General features: G+C 70.8%; 13 protein-coding genes. All 13 read left to right on the forward strand.

Translation table 11 applies throughout. The annotated features are described in order from the left end of the window. Window positions 1–19 precede the first annotated feature (19 nt). Window positions 20–1,411, forward strand: coding sequence for a diaminopimelate decarboxylase (gene lysA / locus ABZ441_RS00685; protein ID WP_358966290.1), 1,392 nt, complete (start codon window positions 20–22; stop codon window positions 1,409–1,411). Between the two features lie 95 nt (window positions 1,412–1,506). Beyond that, on the forward strand, window positions 1,507–2,862 hold the full coding sequence (locus tag ABZ441_RS00690; RefSeq protein ID WP_358966293.1) for a homoserine dehydrogenase: 1,356 nt from the start codon (window positions 1,507–1,509) through the stop codon (window positions 2,860–2,862). Between the two features lie 6 nt (window positions 2,863–2,868). Beyond that, window positions 2,869–3,939 (forward strand): threonine synthase, encoded by a 1,071-nt coding sequence (thrC, locus tag ABZ441_RS00695; RefSeq protein WP_358966295.1) that lies wholly within the window; start codon window positions 2,869–2,871, stop codon window positions 3,937–3,939. A gap of 264 nt (window positions 3,940–4,203) precedes the next feature. Beyond that, window positions 4,204–5,121, forward strand: coding sequence for a homoserine kinase (gene thrB / locus ABZ441_RS00700; RefSeq protein WP_358966298.1), 918 nt, complete (start codon window positions 4,204–4,206; stop codon window positions 5,119–5,121). A gap of 388 nt (window positions 5,122–5,509) precedes the next feature. Continuing rightward, a complete protein-coding gene (rho, locus tag ABZ441_RS00705) occupies window positions 5,510–7,594 on the forward strand; it encodes a transcription termination factor Rho (protein ID WP_358966301.1) in 2,085 nt (694 codons plus the stop codon). 521 nt (window positions 7,595–8,115) lie between these two features. Beyond that, window positions 8,116–9,219: an LCP family protein gene (locus ABZ441_RS00710; protein ID WP_358966304.1), complete on the forward strand. Its 1,104-nt coding sequence runs from the start codon at window positions 8,116–8,118 to the stop codon at window positions 9,217–9,219. Between the two features lie 188 nt (window positions 9,220–9,407). Then, window positions 9,408–9,632, forward strand: a complete 225-nt coding sequence (rpmE, locus tag ABZ441_RS00715) for a 50S ribosomal protein L31 (RefSeq protein ID WP_123461667.1) — start codon at window positions 9,408–9,410, stop codon at window positions 9,630–9,632. Window positions 9,633–9,785: 153 nt separating this feature from the next. Continuing rightward, window positions 9,786–10,862: a peptide chain release factor 1 gene (gene prfA, locus ABZ441_RS00720; protein ID WP_205022357.1), complete on the forward strand. Its 1,077-nt coding sequence runs from the start codon at window positions 9,786–9,788 to the stop codon at window positions 10,860–10,862. Between the two features lie 45 nt (window positions 10,863–10,907). Continuing rightward, complete coding sequence (gene prmC / locus ABZ441_RS00725; RefSeq protein WP_031091484.1) at window positions 10,908–11,753, forward strand: peptide chain release factor N(5)-glutamine methyltransferase; 846 nt, start codon at window positions 10,908–10,910, stop codon at window positions 11,751–11,753. Between the two features lie 58 nt (window positions 11,754–11,811). Then, window positions 11,812–12,459, forward strand: a complete 648-nt coding sequence (locus ABZ441_RS00730) for an L-threonylcarbamoyladenylate synthase (protein WP_031091485.1) — start codon at window positions 11,812–11,814, stop codon at window positions 12,457–12,459. Next, window positions 12,456–13,097 carry a protein-tyrosine-phosphatase gene (locus ABZ441_RS00735; RefSeq protein WP_358966309.1) on the forward strand — a complete coding sequence of 214 codons (642 nt, stop codon included), beginning with the start codon at window positions 12,456–12,458 and terminating at the stop codon, window positions 13,095–13,097. The genes ABZ441_RS00730 and ABZ441_RS00735 overlap by 4 nt, the downstream gene beginning before the upstream one ends. 138 nt (window positions 13,098–13,235) lie before the next feature. Further along, window positions 13,236–14,525, forward strand: a complete 1,290-nt coding sequence (gene glyA, locus ABZ441_RS00740; RefSeq protein ID WP_358966311.1) for a serine hydroxymethyltransferase — start codon at window positions 13,236–13,238, stop codon at window positions 14,523–14,525. Between the two features lie 93 nt (window positions 14,526–14,618). Beyond that, window positions 14,619–15,998, forward strand: coding sequence for an MraY family glycosyltransferase (locus ABZ441_RS00745; protein ID WP_358966313.1), 1,380 nt, complete (start codon window positions 14,619–14,621; stop codon window positions 15,996–15,998). The last annotated feature ends 136 nt before the right edge of the window (window positions 15,999–16,134 follow it).

A 16,134-nucleotide genomic window follows, 5' to 3' on the forward strand; every position in this document is an offset into this window, starting at 1 on the left:
GAGAGAGCAGAGCAGAACGATGAGCCGATCCGCCCACCCCGCAGGACCCCGTCACGCCGACGTCCTCCCCGAGGGCCACTACACCGCCCCGGCCACCGACCTCAACGAGCTGGACCCGAAGGTCTGGTCCCGTACGGTCACCCGTGACGCCGACGGTGCGCTCACCGTCGGGGGTATCGAAGTCGCCCGGCTGGCCGAGGAGTTCGGCACTCCGGCGTACTTCCTGGACGAGTCCGACTTCCGGGCGCGCTGCCGTGCCTGGGCGGACGCCTTCGGGGCCGACGCCGACGTGTTCTACGCGGGGAAGGCCTTCCTGTCGCGCGCCGTGGTGCGCTGGCTCAAGGAGGAGGGGCTGAACCTGGACGTGTGCTCCGGCGGTGAGCTCGCCACCGCGCTGGACGCGGGGATGCCCGCCGAGCGCATCGCCTTCCACGGCAACAACAAGACCGTCGGCGAGATCGAGCGGGCCGTCGAGGCGGGCGTCGGCCGGATCGTGCTCGACTCGTTCCAGGAGATCGCCCGGGTCTCGCACATCGCCCAGCGGCTCGGCACGCGCCAGCGGGTGCAGATCCGCGTGACGGTCGGGGTCGAGGCCCACACCCACGAGTTCATCGCCACCGCGCACGAGGACCAGAAGTTCGGGATCGCGCTGGCGGACGGGCAGGCGGCCGAGGCGGTCCGCAGGGCGCTCACCATGGACGGCCTGGAGCTCATCGGCATCCACTCGCACATCGGCTCGCAGATCTTCGACATGGCAGGCTTCGAGGTCTCCGCACGACGCGTCGTCCATCTCCTCGCCGAGGTCCGCGACGAGCACGGCGTCGAGCTCCCCGAGATCGACCTCGGCGGCGGCCTCGGGATCGCGTACACCTCCGAGGACGACCCGCGCGAGCCGCACGAGATCGCCAAGGCGCTCGGCGACATCGTGACCCGGGAGTGCGAGTCGGCAGGCCTGCGCACCCCGCGCATCTCCGTCGAGCCGGGCCGCGCGATCGTCGGCCCCACCGCGTTCACGCTGTACGAGGTCGGCACCATCAAGCCCCTCGACGGCCTGCGGACGTACGTGAGCGTCGACGGCGGCATGTCGGACAACATCCGCACAGCCCTGTACGACGCCGAGTACAGCGTGGCGCTCGTCTCACGCAGCTCCGACGCCGCGCCCATGCTCGTACGCGTCGTCGGCAAGCACTGCGAGAGCGGTGACATCGTGGTCAAGGACGCGTTCCTGCCGTCCGACCTGGCCCCCGGCGACCTGATCGCCGTGCCCGCCACCGGCGCGTACTGCCGGTCCATGGCGAGCAACTACAACCACGCACTGCGCCCCCCCGTCGTCGCCGTGCGCGACGGTCGGGCACGGGTCATCGTCCGCCGCGAGACGGAGGAAGATCTCCTGCGTCTCGATGTCGGCTGATGAAATTCACATCTCAAAATCCGGACGGGTGGCAGAAACCCCCGTCCGGTGAGTGAGACTGGTCCACACATCAGAAGTACGAGAAACGAGGTCGGATGATGCGTACGCGTCCGCTGAAGGTGGCGCTGCTGGGCTGTGGAGTGGTCGGCTCAGAGGTGGCGCGCATCATGACGACGCACGCCGACGACCTCGCCGCGCGCATCGGTGCTCCGGTCGAGCTCGCCGGTGTCGCCGTCCGCCGGCCCTCCAAGGTGCGCGAGGGCATCGACCCCGCGCTGATCACCACCGATGCGACCGCCTTGGTCGAACGGGGCGACATCGACGTCGTCATAGAGGTCATCGGAGGCATCGAGCCCGCCCGCACGCTCATCACCACCGCCTTCGAGCACGGCGCGGGCGTCGTCTCGGCCAACAAGGCGCTGCTCGCCGAGGACGGCTCCGCGCTCCACGCCGCCGCCGAGAAGCACGGCAGGGACCTCTACTACGAGGCGGCCGTGGCCGGCGCGATCCCGCTCGTACGCCCCCTGCGCGAGTCCCTCGCGGGGGACAAGGTCAACCGGGTGCTCGGCATCGTCAACGGCACGACCAACTTCATCCTCGACAGGATGGACACGAGCGGCGCCGGATACTCCGAGGCGCTCGACGAGGCCACCGCCCTCGGGTACGCCGAGGCCGACCCGACCGCCGACGTCGAGGGCTTCGACGCCGCCGCCAAGGCCGCCATCCTCGCCGGGATCGCCTTCCACACCCGCGTCAAGATCGGCGAGGTGCACCGCGAGGGCATCACGGAGGTCACCGCCGCGGACATCGCCTCCGCCCGGCGCATGGGCTGCACCGTCAAGCTGCTCGCCATCTGCGAGCGCGCCGCCGACGGCCGGTCCGTCACCGCCCGCGTGCACCCCGCGATGATCCCGCTCAGCCACCCGCTGGCCTCCGTCCGCGAGGCGTACAACGCGGTCTTCGTCGAGGCCGAGGCGGCCGGGCAGCTGATGTTCTACGGTCCCGGCGCCGGTGGCGCCCCGACCGCGTCCGCGGTCCTGGGCGACCTGGTCGCCGTGTGCCGCAACATCATCGGACAGGCCACCGGCCCCGGTGAGTCCGCGTACACGCGTCTGCCGGTCAGCCCCATGGGCGACGTGGTCACGCGGTACCACATCAGTCTCGACGTGGCCGACAAGCCTGGCGTACTCGCCCAGGTCGCGACGGTCTTCGCCGAACAGGGCGTATCCATCGATACGGTCCGACAGAAGAGCCGACAATCGGGCAGCGGCGACGGAGTTGCCATCGAGCAGGGCGGCGGCGGGCGACGGGTGGGCGGAGACGGCGAGGCATCTCTCGTCGTCGTCACCCACCGCGCGCCCGACGCCGCCCTCTCCGGGACCGTCGAAGCGCTGCGCAAGCTGGACACCGTGCGCGGTGTCGCCAGCATCATGCGTGTTGAAGGGGAGTAAGGACCCATGACCAGCAAGGGCACCCACCAGTGGCGCGGCATCATCGAGGAGTACCGGGACCGGCTCCCGGTCACGGGCTCGACGCCGGTCGTCACACTCCGTGAGGGCGGCACGCCGCTCGTTCCGGCTCAGGTCCTCTCCGAGCGCACGGGCTGCGAGGTGCACCTCAAGGTCGAGGGCGCCAACCCCACCGGGTCGTTCAAGGACCGCGGCATGACCATGGCGATCACCCGGGCCAAGGAGGAGGGCGCGCAGGCCGTCATCTGCGCCTCCACCGGCAACACCTCGGCCTCCGCGGCCGCGTACGCCGTTCGCGCGGGCATGGTCTGCGCCGTGCTCGTGCCGCAGGGCAAGATCGCGCTCGGCAAGATGGGGCAGGCACTCGTCCACGGCGCGAAGATCCTCCAGGTCGACGGCAACTTCGACGACTGCCTGACCCTCGCCCGCAGCCTCTCGGACAACTACCCGGTGGCGCTGGTCAATTCGGTCAACCCGGTCCGCATCGAAGGCCAGAAGACCGCCGCGTTCGAGATCGTCGACGCGCTCGGTGACGCCCCCGACATCCATGTGCTGCCGGTGGGCAACGCGGGCAACATCACGGCCTACTGGAGGGGCTACAAGGAGTACGCGAAGGACGCGGTCTCCACGCACACCCCGCGGATGTGGGGCTTCCAGGCGTCCGGTTCCGCGCCGATCGTCCGCGGCGAGATCGTCAAGGACCCGGCGACCATCGCCACCGCGATCCGCATCGGCAACCCGGCGTCCTGGCAGTTCGCGCTGGACGCCCGGGACGAGTCGGGGGGCTTCATCGACTCCGTGACGGACCGTCAGATCCTGTCGGCCTACCGCCTGCTGGCCTCCCAGGAGGGCGTCTTCGTCGAGCCCGCCTCGGCCGCGTCCGTGGCCGGTCTGCTCAAGGCCGCCGAAGAGGGCAAGGTCGACCCCGGCCAGAAGATCGTCTGCACCGTCACGGGCAACGGGCTGAAGGACCCCGACTGGGCCGTCGCGGGTGCCCCGCAGCCGGTCACGGTCCCGGTCGACGCGGCGGCCGCGGCCGAGCGGCTGGGCCTCGCGTAACCGGTCCTTGCCGCAGCTCAACCGCCCTTCCGGGGCGGAGAGCGCATGGGAGGTGCGCGACACGCATCGTGCGCCTCCTGTGCGCCCTATGTCGCGACAGAACCTTCCTTCGATAAGCTGTGGTCGACCCGCCCCGCCGCATCCGCCGCGGTGCTGTGGCCGTCGTGTCCGCCGGGCCCCGTCCTCCGCACAACGACACCCCACGCCCGTTCGAAACACCCTGCACCACATCCCCGCCGCCGTACAGGAAGAGTCGTCCAACCGATGGCCGGTCCCGCGTTCCGAGCCGCCGCCGTCCGGGTGCGCGTCCCCGCAACCAGCGCCAATCTGGGCCCGGGTTTCGACGCCCTCGGCCTCTCGCTGGGGCTCTACGACGACGTCGTCGTCCGGGTCGCCGATTCCGGGCTGCACATCGACATCGCGGGTGAGGGCGCCGAGACGCTGCCCCGCGACGAGAACCACCTGCTCGTACGTTCCCTGCGCACGGCCTTCGACCTGCTCGGGGGACAGCCCCGCGGCCTCGAGATCGTCTGCGCCAACCGCATCCCGCACGGCCGTGGCCTCGGATCCTCGTCCGCCGCCATCTGCGCCGGGATCGTCGCCGCCCGCGCCGTGACGACCGGCGGCGAGGCCCGTCTCGACGACGCCGCCCTGCTGGAGCTGGCCACCGAGATCGAGGGGCACCCCGACAACGTCGCCGCCTGCCTCCTGGGCGGATTCACCCTCGCCTGGATGGACGGCGGTGCCGCCAAGGCGATCCGGATGGACCCCGCGGACTCCGTCGTCCCCGTGGTCTTCGTCCCGGCGACCCCGGTGCTGACCGAGACCGCCCGGGGCCTCCTGCCCCGCACCGTCCCCCATGTGGACGCCGCGGCCAACGCCGGCCGCGCGGCCCTGCTCGTCGAGGCCCTCAGCAGGCGACCCGAACTGCTGCTCTCCGCCACGGAGGACCGGATCCACCAGGAGTACCGGGCCCCCGCGATGCCGCAGAGCGTGGAACTGGTGAACCGGCTGCGCGCCGACGGCGTCCCCGCCGTCATCTCCGGCGCCGGGCCCACCGTGCTCGCGCTGACCGACGAGGGTTCGGCCGACAAGGTCGCCCGGCTGGCAGGTGAGGGCTGGACCGCGAACAGGCTTGCCCTCGACGCCACGGGTGCGAGCGTGCTGCCGCTCGCTGCGTAATCGCACGTGATTGCCGGTGCAAGAGAGGGGGAATGTTTGTTGGAGCCGGTAGTGTTAACCTCAAGTCAGCAATGGACGTCTTCGTGGCGCGTTGCTTCGTGTCCCGCTCCGGGACCACCACTCTTCCGTGAGCCTCCCCGACTGCCAGAGCAGCCTGCCTGAGCTTTCGAGCACGCTCCGGAACCGGCACGACACCCTCTTGCTCGTCCAGGAGTGGGCCGAGCAGGGGGATCTCGCGCCGGAACCCCGCACATTCATCTCTCCGCCGTACCCGGCGGACCACCGCCCCGGCAAGGTCCGCGATCGACACGATCAACAGACCGCAGTCGGACAGCACAACCGGTCGCCGAGCCAGAAGGCCGACGTCCGCTCCAGGGAAGGACCCTTCGTGAGCGACACCACCGATCTGATGGGCGTGACTGCCGACAAGAGCGTCGACAGCTCCGTGCCCGCCGAAGGTGCTGCCACTGGCACCACCGCACGGCGCCGCCGCTCCGGCACCGGCCTCGATGGCATGGTCCTGGCCGAGCTGCAGCAGGTCGCGTCCGGCCTCGGTATCAGGGGAACCGCGCGTATGCGCAAGAGCCAGCTGATCGAGGTCATCAAGGAGGCGCAGGCCGGAGGATCCTCCGCGCCCGCCCCCAAGGCCGCCGCATCCGCCGGTACGGACGCCGGGAGCAAGCCGAAGCGTCGTGCCACGTCCAAGACGCGCACGGGTGACGAGACCGCTGCCGCGCCGGACGCCGACAAGGCCGCCGCCCAGCAGCAGATCGACATCCCCGGGCAGCCGGCCAGCGACGAGCAGCCCACGGGTGAGCGCCGCCGTCGCCGGGCGACCGCGCAGGCGGGCAGCCCCGACACCAAGGCCGAGTCCAAGACTGAGGCGCACGCCGAGCCGAAGACCGAGTCGAAGGGCGAAGGCCGTCAGGACCGCGCCGACGAGCGCGGCGAGGCGAAGGCCGACGCGAAGGCGGAGTCCGCCACGGACAACGCCGAGGGCCGTCGGGGTGACCGCCAGGACGGCCGTCGTGGCGACCGCCAGGACCGTGACCGCGGTGACCGCGGTGACCGCCGGGACCGCCAGCGCGACCGCCGCGGCAAGGGCGACGACCAGGGCCAGCAGGGCGGCGGACGCCGTCAGGGCCAGGGACAGGGCCAAGGCCAGGGCCAGCAGGGCGGCGGCCAGAACCAGGGCCAGGGCCAGCAGGGCGGCGGCGGCCAGCAGGACGACGGTTACGACGACGAGGGCGGCCGGCGCGGCCGGCGCGGCCGTTACCGCGACCGCCGTGGCCGTCGTGGCCGCGACGACTTCGCGACCGACGTCCAGGTCGCCGACGACGACGTCCTGATCCCCGTCGCGGGCATCCTCGACATCCTCGACAACTACGCGTTCATCCGTACCTCCGGCTACCTGCCGGGCCCGAACGACGTGTACGTCTCGCTCGCACAGGTCCGTAAGAACGGCCTGCGCAAGGGTGACCACGTCACCGGTGCGGTGCGCCAGCCCAAGGACGGCGAGCGCCGTGAGAAGTTCAACGCGCTGGTCCGGCTCGACTCCGTCAACGGCACGGAGAGCGGCCGCGGCCGCCCGGAGTTCCAGAAGCTCACCCCGCTGTACCCGCAGGACAGGCTCCGTCTGGAGACCGACTCCAACGTCCTGACCACCCGGATCATCGACCTGGTCGCACCGATCGGCAAGGGCCAGCGAGGCCTGATCGTGGCCCCGCCGAAGACCGGTAAGACCATGATCCTGCAGGCCATCGCCAACGCGATCACGGTCAACAGCCCCGAGTGCCACCTGATGGTCGTCCTGGTCGACGAGCGTCCGGAAGAGGTCACCGACATGCAGCGGTCGGTGAAGGGCGAGGTCATCTCCTCGACCTTCGACCGTCCCGCCGAGGACCACACCACGGTCGCCGAGCTCGCCATCGAGCGTGCGAAGCGCCTCGTGGAGCTGGGACACGACGTGGTGGTCCTGCTGGACTCGATCACCCGTCTGGGCCGTGCCTACAACCTGGCGGCGCCGGCCTCCGGCCGCATCCTGTCCGGTGGTGTCGACTCGACCGCGCTCTACCCGCCGAAGCGCTTCTTCGGTGCCGCGCGGAACATCGAGGACGGCGGCTCGCTGACGATCCTGGCCACCGCGCTCGTCGAGACCGGCTCGCGCATGGACGAGGTGATCTTCGAGGAGTTCAAGGGCACCGGCAACATGGAGCTCAAGCTCGACCGGAAGCTCTCGGACAAGCGCATCTTCCCGGCGGTGGACGTCGACGCGTCCAGCACCCGTAAGGAAGAGATCCTCCTGGGCACCGACGAGTTGGCCGTGGTCTGGAAGCTGCGCCGGGTGCTTCACGCCCTCGACCAGCAGCAGGCCATCGAGCTGCTGCTGGACCGCATGAAGAAGACGCAGTCCAACGCGGAGTTCCTGCTCCAGATCCAGAAGACGACGCCGGGCAGCGGCAACAACGACTGACGTCACTGCGTCCGCGCACACATGACTGATGCCCCGCCACGAAAGTGACGGGGCATCAGTCATGACGGGGTGGCAACCGAGTACGGGTGTCGCGGAGTTGCCCCGCAGGCCCACATGACCGGGCGCGCCTCCGGTCCGCCGGACGCAGGCGCGGTCCGGCGCATCCGCCCACCGTCGGCAGTGCACCGGCGGCGACGTGGCTCCGGTACCGAGGTGAGGGCGGCCGCTCAGGACGTGCCCGCCGCGACGGGGAGTGACGAACCCCCCCCCGGGTGCGATCTTCGCCACACGCGCCGTGGTCCCGGCCCCCTGGAGCGGCCACCCTGCGTCCGCCCGAAACACCAGGTGGGCGCCGGGTTACCGGCCGGCTCAACTGCTCTCTGCGACGTTCCTCCCGCCCGGCGGCGGCCTCATCCCGTTGTGCAACGCTTCTCGCTGCTCCGGTCGTCCCACCGAGTGACGCCGGACCGCGCCCGTGCACCACGGCAGGGGGTGAGAGCGACAAGCGGGAGAGGTAGCGCATGAGCGAGCAGAGCAGGGGCACCGGCCGAATACGCGGCACCGGCAGCCGCCGGAGGACGCCGTCCCGGGCCCGCAGGGTGAAGAGGATCGCCCTCTGGGGCGCCGCCGCCCTCGTGGTCGTCGGAGGGTCCGGGCTCGGGTACGCCTACTTCACGCTCAACGGCAATCTGAAGGGCGTCGACATCGACGCCGCTCTCGGAGCCGAGCGTCCCGACGACGTGGACGACGGATCGCAGGACATCCTCGTGCTGGGGTCGGACTCCCGCTCCGGCGCCAACGCGCAGTACGGCGCCGACCAGGGGTCCGCGCGGGCGGACACCGCGATGATCGTCCACGTCAACGAGGGCCACACCTCCGCGAGCGTGGTCTCGATCCCGCGCGACACCCTCGTCACCCGTCCCGCCTGCACGAGCGACACGACCGGTGAACAGGTCGGCGCGGAGCAGCAGACGATGTTCAACTCCGCCTACGAGGTCGGCGGGCCCGCCTGCGCGGTGAAGACCGTGGAATCGATGTCCGGCATCCGCATGGACCACTACGTCGAGGTCGACTTCACCGGGTTCAAGAAGCTCATCGACGAGCTGGGCGGCGTGAAGATCACCACCTCGCAGGCGATCGACGACCCCGACAGCCATCTCGCGCTGAAGCCCGGGACCCACACCCTGAGCGGTGAGCAGTCACTCGGCCTCGTCCGTACGCGCCACAGCGTCGGCGACGGCAGTGACCTGGGGCGCATCCAGCTCCAGCAGGCGTTCGTCAAGGCGCTGATGGACCAGGCGAAGAGCGTCGGTGTGTTCTCGGACCCGAAGACCCTCTTCGGGCTCGCGGACACCGCGACAAAGACCGTCACCACCGACTCCGAACTGGCCTCGGTCAACAAGCTCACCGGCTTCGCGAACGGGCTCAAGGGTCTCGGGTCGAAGAACGTCGACATGGTCACCCTGCCCGTGGAGTACGACCCCGAGGACCCGAACCGGGTGCTGCCCCAGGAGAAGGCCGACGGGCAGGTCTGGGCGGCCCTCAAGCAGGACAAGCCGATCCCGAAGTCCGCCACGGCGAAGTCCGCGGGCGACAAGGGCGGGGCCGGAGAAGTCGTCCGCTGAGGGCACCTCCCGCGAACCTTCCGTCACGGAACGGTCGCGGAACGTTCCCCGTACGCACGGGAATACACACGGCCGGGTCCTCGTTTTGGGAGATACGGCCGGTCCTGGCAGACTGGTACGTCGGCCCCGGTTCACGGACGCGCAATCCGCGCGAACGACCCGGAGCCCTCCCGAACCTAGGAGACACCTTGAAGCGCGAGATTCACCCCCAGTACGTCGAGACGCAGGTCAGCTGCACCTGTGGTGCGTCGTTCACCACCCGGAGCACCCTCGACAGCGGCGCCATCCGCGCCGACGTCTGCTCCGAGTGCCACCCGTTCTACACGGGCAAGCAGAAGATCCTCGACACCGGCGGCCGTGTGGCCCGCTTCGAGGCCCGCTTCGGCAAGGCCGCCGGCTCCGCCAGCAAGTAGCGAGCCACTGCGCCGGTTCCCGACGCCCTCCAACGGGGCGCCGGGACCGGCGTTTTTCCGGCTGTGCGGCCGGGTGCGCCCCCGCGCGCGGTACTGGCAGCACACTGATCAGCAGGCCCGCAGACGTATGACGCAGAAACCAGGAGCCCGAAGATGTTCGAGGCGGTCGAGGAACTGATCGGTGAACACGCCGATCTCGAGAAGAAGCTCGCCGACCCGTCGGTCCACGCCGACCAGGCCAACGCGCGCAAGCTCAACAAGCGCTACGCGGAGCTGACCCCGATCGTCTCCACGTACCGGTCCTGGAAGCGGACCGGTGACGACATCGGCACCGCCCGCGAGTTCGCCGCTGACGACCCGGACTTCGCTGCCGAGGTCAAGGTCCTGGAGAAGCAGCGCGAGGAGATCACCGAGAAGCTCCGGCTGCTCCTGGTCCCGCGCGACCCCAGCGACGACAAGGACGTGCTCCTGGAGATCAAGGCGGGCGCGGGCGGCGACGAGTCCGCCCTCTTCGCCGGCGATCTGCTGCGCATGTACCTGCGCTACGCGGAGCGCGTGGGCTGGAAGACCGAGATCATCGACTCCACCGAGTCCGAGCTCGGCGGCTACAAGGACGTCCAGGTCGCCGTGAAGACCAAGGGCGGCAACGGCGCCACCGAGCCCGGCCAGGGCGTCTGGGCCCGGATGAAGTACGAGGGCGGCGTGCACCGTGTGCAGCGTGTGCCCTCCACCGAGTCGCAGGGCCGCATCCACACCTCCGCCGCCGGTGTGCTCGTCACGCCCGAGGCGGAGGAGGTCGACGTCGAGATCCACGCCAACGACCTGCGCATCGACGTCTACCGCTCCTCGGGCCCCGGCGGCCAGTCCGTCAACACCACGGACTCCGCCGTCCGCATCACGCACCTGCCGACGGGTGTCGTCGCCTCCTGCCAGAACGAGAAGAGCCAGCTCCAGAACAAGGAGCAGGCCATGCGCATCCTGCGGTCCCGGCTGCTGGCCGCAGCCCAGGAGGCGGCCGAGCAGGAGGCCTCCGACGTACGCCGCAGCCAGGTGCGCACCGTGGACCGCTCCGAGAAGATCCGGACGTACAACTTCCCGGAGAACCGCATCTCGGACCACCGCGTCGGTTTCAAGGCGTACAACTTGGACCAGGTGCTCGACGGTGACCTCGACGCAGTCATCCAGGCCTGCGTGGACGCCGACTCCGCCGCCAAGCTCGCCGCCGCATAAGCCCCGCCGCCCCGCCCCGCCCGTGAACCCGTACGGAGAACCGCGATGAACCTGCTGCTCGCCGAGGTGGCCCAGGCCACCCAGCGGCTGGCCGACGCCGGTGTCCCCTCACCGCGATTCGACGCCGAGGAACTCGCCGCGTTCGTGCACGGGGTCAAGCGGGGCGAGCTGCACCACGTGCCGGACGCCGACTTCGACGCCCGCTACTGGGAGACGATCGCCCGCCGTGAGGCCCGCGAACCGCTCCAGCACATCACCGGCCGGGCCTTCTTCCGCTACCTGGAACTCCAGGTCGGCCCCGGCGTCTTCGTGCCGCGCCCGGAGACCGAGTCGGTCGTCGGCTGGGCGATAGACGCCGTACGCGCGATGGACGTGGTCGAACCGCTGATCGTCGACCTCTGCACCGGGTCGGGCGCGATCGCGCTCGCCATGGCGCAGGAGGTGCCGCGCTCACGCGTGCACGCCGTGGAGCTGTCCGAGGACGCCCTGAGGTGGACGCGGAAGAACGCCGAGGGGTCCAGGGTCACCGTCCACCGCGGCGACGCCCTGAGCGCCCTTCCCGAGCTCGACGGCCAGGTCGACCTGGTCATCTCCAACCCGCCCTACATCCCGCTCACGGAGTGGGAGTACGTGGCGCCCGAGGCCCGCGACCACGACCCGCAGATGGCGCTCTTCTCCGGCGAGGACGGCCTCGACACCATCCGCGGCATAGAACGCACCGCTCACCGTCTGCTCCGCCCCGGCGGGCTCGTCGTCATCGAGCACGCCGACACCCAGGGCGGCCAGGTTCCGTGGATCTTCACCGAGGAACGGGGATGGGCCGACGCGGCCGACCACCCCGACCTGAACAGGCGGCCCCGGTTCGCGACGGCACGCAAGGCCATGCCGTGACCACCGGGACACCGGCACCGCACGATCCCTACCCGTACATGTCCGAGGAGGCCGGCTGATGGCACGGCGATACGACTGCAACGACGCGACCGACCGTACGACCGGCCTGCGTGAGGCCGCGTCCGCCGTCCGCCGCGGCGAACTGGTCGTGCTGCCCACCGACACCGTGTACGGGATCGGTGCGGACGCCTTCAGTTCGGAGGGCGTCGCCGACCTCCTCGACGCCAAGGGCCGCGGCCGCAACATGCCGACCCCTGTCCTGATCGGCTCCCCGAACACCCTGCACGGCCTGGTCACCGACTTCTCCGAGCAGGCCTGGGAGCTCGTCGACGCGTTCTGGCCCGGGGCCCTCACGCTCGTCGCCAAGCACCAGCCGTCGCTGCAGTGGGACCTCGGCGACACCCGCGGCACCGTCGCCGTCCGGATGCCCCTGCACCCCGTCGCCATCGAACTCCTCACGGAGGTCGGCCCGATGGCCGTCTCCAGCGCCAACCTCACCGGACACCCCTCTCCCGAGGACTGCGACGCCGCCCAGGAGATGCTCGGCGACAGCGTCTCCGTCTACCTCGACGGGGGCCCGACCCCCGGCATCGTGCCGTCCTCGATCGTCGACGTCACCGGCAGGATCCCGGTACTCCTGAGGGCGGGCGCCCTCACGGTCGAGGAGCTCCGCAAGGTGGTACCCGACCTCGAGGTGGCCAATTGACCGCCCCTGAGGGGCGTGGCATAGCGGGGCGGCACGACACTTTCCGCATCCTCCACGTCAGCACCGGCAACGTCTGCCGCTCGCCCATCACCGAGCGGCTGACCCGCCATGCCCTCGTGGACCGCCTCGGCGATCCGCTGAGCGGCGGCCTCATCGTGGAGAGCGCGGGGACCTGGGGGCACGAGGGCGCGCCCATGGAGGCCAACGCGGAGGTCGTCCTCGCCGACTTCGGGGCCGATGCCACGGGCTTCGTCGGCCGCGAACTCCTCGACGAGCACGTGATCCGCGCCGATCTCGTGCTCACCGCCACCCGGGACCACCGCGCCCAGGTGATCTCCATGGGCCACTCGGCGGGTCTGCGGACCTTCACCCTCAAGGAGTTCACCCGGCTGGTGCGGGCCATAGACCCCGCGACCCTCCCGGACGCCCGCGAGGAAGGTGTCGTCGAGCGCGCCCGCGCGCTGGTGCGCGCCGCGGCGGCCCTGCGCGGCTGGCTCCTGGCCCCCACCGCGGAGGCCGACGAGGTCTACGACCCGTACGGCGCCCCGATCACCTTCTTCCGCTCCGTCGGCGACGAGATCAGCCAGGCGCTCGACCCCGTCATGACCGCGCTCACCGGGGTACGCGCCCCCCACTGAGCCACCGTCGGCCCAGCGCACCGCACCGTGGTGCGCCGACCGGCGTAGAGGGGCGTCCGGCAGCGGGCAGGCGCCCGGGGACGGGCCTACATTGGATCTGACGCCACGCACCCCCCTCCTCCAGGCCCGGAGCCCTCGATGCCGGTCACCACTCCAGCCGCCCGCGCGGCCGCGCCACCGTCCTCCCCGTCCGACACCGCCGTGCCGCAGGACTTCGGCGCCCTGCTCCGCCAGGACCCGGAGATCGGCGGCATCCTGCTCGCCGAGGCCGGCCGCCAGTCGAGCACCCTCCAGCTCATCGCCGCCGAGAACTTCACCTCGCCCGCGGTCCTCGCCGCCCTCGGCTCCCCGCTCGCCAACAAGTACGCGGAGGGGTACCCCGGTGCCCGGCACCACGGCGGCTGCGAGCAGGCCGACGCCGTGGAGCGCGCCGCCGTCCGGCGGGCCATGTCCCTGTTCGGCGCCGAGCACGCCAACGTCCAGCCGCACTCCGGCTCCTCCGCCGTCCTTGCCGCGTACGCCGCGCTGCTGCGCCCCGGCGACACGGTGCTGGCCATGGGACTCCCGTACGGCGGGCACCTCACCCACGGAGCCCCCGGGAACTTCTCCGGACGCTGGTTCGAGTTCGTCGGCTACGGAGTCGACCCCGACAGCGGGCTCATCGACTACGCCCAGGTACGCGCTCTGGCCCGGGCCAGGCGCCCCAAGGCGATCGTCTGCGGCTCGATCTCCTATCCACGGCACCCCGACTACGAGCAGTTCAGGGACATCGCCGACGAGGCGGGCGCCTATCTGATCGCGGACGCCGCCCACCCGATGGGGCTGATCGCCGGGGGAGCGGCGCCCAGCCCGGTCCCTTACGCGGACGTGGTCTGCGCCACCACGCACAAGGTGCTGCGCGGACCGCGCGGCGGCATGATCCTGTGCGGCGTCGAGCTCTCGGAGCGCATCGACCGCGCCGTGTTCCCGTTCACCCAGGGCGGCGCCCAGATGCACACCGTCGCGGCGAAGGCCGTCGCGTTCGGCGAGGCGGCGACCCCCGGGTACGCGGTCTACGCCCACCGGGTCGTCGCACACGCCCGGGTCCTGGCGGCCGCCCTCGAGTCCGAGGGCTTCGAGGTCACCACGGGCGGTACGGACACCCACATCGTCGTCGCGGACCCCGCCCCGCTGGGCGTCGACGGCCGCGTCGCCCGTGGCCGGCTCATGGCCGCCGGGATGGTCCTGGACACCTGCGCCCTGCCGTACGGGGACGCGCGTGGGATCCGGCTCGGCACCGCGGCCGTCACCACCCAGGGCATGGACGAGGACGACATGGCGCGGATCGCCGCGCTGTTCGGCGCCGCCGTACGGGAGGAGGGCGACGCCGGCCGGCTGCGGGCGGAGGTGCGCGGACTGGCCGAGCGCAATCCGCCGTATCCCGGGTAGGCGGTGTGGATGAGGTATGTGCAACCAACACCCGTGGCTCGGTGTCCTTGCTGTGGAGACTAGGGTGTGGGGCTGAGATGGCCGGCGAATTCTGTGGGGCAGCCCGTGCGTGATTACCTGCTGACGCTCTGTGTCACGGCAGCGGTTACCTATCTGCTGACCGGGCCGGTGCGGAAGTTCGCCATCGCGATCGGGGCGATGCCCGCGATCCGTGCGCGCGACGTACACCGGGAACCGACACCTCGGCTCGGTGGCATCGCCATGTTCGGCGGACTGTGTGCGGGACTGATCGTCGCGGACCACCTCTTCAACCTGAACAGCGTGTTCGAGCTCTCCAACGAACCCAGAGCCCTGCTCTCCGGCGCCGCCCTCATCTGGCTGATCGGCGTCCTGGACGACAAGTTCGAGCTCGACGCCCTGATCAAGCTCGGCGGGCAGATGATCGCCGCCGCGGTCATGGTCATCCAGGGCCTGACGATCCTGTGGCTGCCCATCCCGGGACTGGGTACCGTCGCCCTCACCCAGTGGCAGGGCACGCTGCTCACGGTCGCGCTGGTCGTGATCACGATCAACGCGGTGAACTTCGTCGACGGCCTGGACGGCCTCGCGGCCGGCATGGTCTGCATCGCGTCCGCGGCGTTCTTCCTCTACACCTACCGGCTCTGGTACGGGTACGGGATCGAGGCTGCCGCCCCCGCGACGCTCTTCGCCGCGATCCTGATGGGGATGTGCCTCGGCTTCCTGCCGCACAACATGCACCCGGCCCGGATCTTCATGGGTGACTCCGGGTCCATGCTGATCGGCCTCGTGCTGGCCGCCGGTGCGATCTCGGTCACCGGCCAGGTCGACCCGGACGCGATGAAGCTGTTCGAGGGCAGCGAGCGGCAGGCGACCCACGCGATGCTGCCGGTCTTCATCCCGCTGCTGCTCCCGCTGACGATCATCGCCATCCCGGCCGCCGACCTGATCCTCGCGATCGTGCGGCGCACCTGGAACGGCCAGTCGCCGTTCGCGGCCGACCGCGGGCACCTGCACCACCGGCTGCTGGAGATCGGGCACTCCCACAGCAGGTCCGTGCTGATCATGTACTTCTGGTCCGCGCTGATCGCGTTCGGCGCGGTCGGCTACTCCGTGCACTCCGCCTCGCTCTGGATCGTGCTGGTGATCGTGGGGCTCAGCGCCGTGGGTCTTGTCCTGCTGCTGATGCCGCGCTTCACCCCGCGAGCCCCGCACTGGGCGGAGTCCTTCGTGCCGCCGCGCTACCGTCGCCGCCGGCACGGGGACGCCGTCGGCAGCGCGACGGAGAGCGAGGACGCCCCGCACGGCCAACACGACCACGGAGGCTCGCAGATGGCCTCTCCGGAGCCCGAACGGGCCTCGGTGTCCGTGGGCGTCTCCGGCGTCAACGGGGCGACAGCGGTCGGCCCCCGTTCGCGCTTCACGGATCGGGACCGGGCCGACTCGCCGCGTTAGCCGCGCCGACACAGATGCCCCTATAGCAGACAAACCGCCGTGATGATCTGCACACACGCGCGGATTAACCCTCATGTGTGACAGCTGGCACACTTTCTGAGTAAAGACCTCATCAAATAGTTTGTGATACCGTTCA

Source organism: Streptomyces sp. NPDC005752, assembly GCF_040630715.1.
Taxonomy (GTDB): Bacteria; Actinomycetota; Actinomycetes; order Streptomycetales; family Streptomycetaceae; genus Streptomyces.